Origin of the sequence: Chryseobacterium sp. MDT2-18 (genome assembly GCF_030815285.1) — a bacterium.
Classification (GTDB): Bacteria; Bacteroidota; Bacteroidia; order Flavobacteriales; family Weeksellaceae; genus Kaistella; species Kaistella salivictor.
The window spans coordinates 1-1,802 of sequence record NZ_JAUSWQ010000029.1 but is presented as its reverse complement, the minus strand read 5'-3'; the positions used below and the strand labels follow the sequence as shown (position 1 = coordinate 1,802).

The following is a 1,802-nucleotide window of genomic DNA, read 5'->3' as shown; positions in this document are numbered from 1 at the left end:
GTAACCAGTATCACCCCTCCCTCAGGAATTCGCGAATTATATATTTACGATACCGCCAACCGGCTGAAAGAAGTGAAAGACATTACCGGAAACATCTTGAAAACTTACGAATACCACTACAAACCATAAGACACAAAGAATATGAAAAAAATTCTATCAATATATGCATTGTTGTTTGTAGGAAGCATTTCTTTTGCACAAACCGTCCCGAACTCCACGGAGAATTATGTTTTCAGCACCACCTGTCTAACCGCAGACTGTCTAAAGAAAGCAGAAACCGTACAATATTTCGATGGTCTGGGCAGACCTAAACAAGTGGTCAACGTAAAAGCATCACCCGCAAAAAACGATGTAGTGACCACTATTCCTTATGACGGTTTTGGCAGACAGGTAGATTCTTATCTTCCTGTTTCAATGACTTCTGCCAATGGTGGTATCCAATCTTTAGATTCTGCGGGTGTTGTTTCCTATTACAACGCTGCACAAAATGGTACAACCAAAGATTTCCCAATTAAAGATGATCGTCCTTTCTCGCACCAGGTTTTAGAAAACTCCCCCTTAGACCGCATCCAAAAGCACATACAAGTTGGGAATGCCTGGCAAAACAAACCCGTCACATTTGGCTATGAAACCAACGAAAAAGATGACGTATATAAATATATTACGACAACATCATGGAGTGACAATGCAACATTATCAGTCTTAACCCTTGCTCAAGCTACAGACACCAGCTCTTCCAATCATTCTTATAAAGCCAACCAGCTTTATAAAAATACAGTAACCGATGAAGACGGCAATACCAGCACTGAGTTTAAAAACGGACAGGGTCAAACCTTATTGGTAAGAAAAAATGATGGAGTAAATAATGTAGATACCTACTATGTTTACAATGAATACAATCAGCTGGCTTTTGTAATACCGCCGAAAGCCGTTGGTTCCCTTTTTCCTGACACCACCCTATCTGCAGATTCCACAATATTAAATGACCTCTGCTACCAATACCGCTACGACGGCAGAGGAAGACTGGTAGAGAAAAAACTTCCGGGGAAAGGCTCGGAGTATATGGTCTATGATCAGCAGGACAGGTTGGTTTTAACCCAGGATGCTAATCTGAGATTAACCACTAATAACTTCAAAGCCAAAGGCTGGCTTTTTACCAAGTATGATAAATTTGGAAGGGTCGTTTATACCGGCTTCTTCAAAAATACCGCTACCAGAAGTGTGATGCAAACTGCTTTAAACAATATGCAGGCAAATGCAGCTAATAATGAACTGAGAACAGCGGGCATAACCTTCACTTCACAAGGGATGCCTGTTTATTATAATAACGAAGGATTTCCTACGGGTGCTAAAGTACTGTTAAGCGTCAACTATTACGACAGTTATCCTACAGGAACACCCTATCCAGCAAATAATAAGATACAGGGTGAGCCAATTCTGGAAGATGTTTTTCCTGCTGGAGTCACCCAATCCACCCAATCCCTGCCCACCGCTTCTTTTGTTAAAAACATAGAAGATGATAACTGGACACAAAACTACAGTTTCTACGATAGAAAAGGCAGAGTTATTGGAGGCCATTCCATCAATCATCTGGGCGGTTATACCAAAACAGAAAGCATTCTCGATTTTACCGGCGTTCCACAGAAAATGTTTACCTATCACAAAAGATTGAATAGCAGTACTGAAGTAAAAATTGAAGAAACCTTTGACTATGACCACCAAAACCGCCTTTTGGTTCACAAGCATCAGGTTGACTTAGAGCCAGAAGAAATTCTGACCCAAAACAGCTATAATGAAATTGG

The 1,802-nt window shown here is 40.7% G+C and carries 1 protein-coding gene; it reads left to right on the top strand.

Translation table 11 applies throughout. The annotated features are described in order from the left end of the window. Window positions 1–141: 141 nt before the first annotated feature. Window positions 142–1,802 (top strand): DUF6443 domain-containing protein (locus tag QF004_RS13920; RefSeq protein ID WP_307427503.1); only part of this gene is annotated, 1,661 nt, incomplete at its 3' end.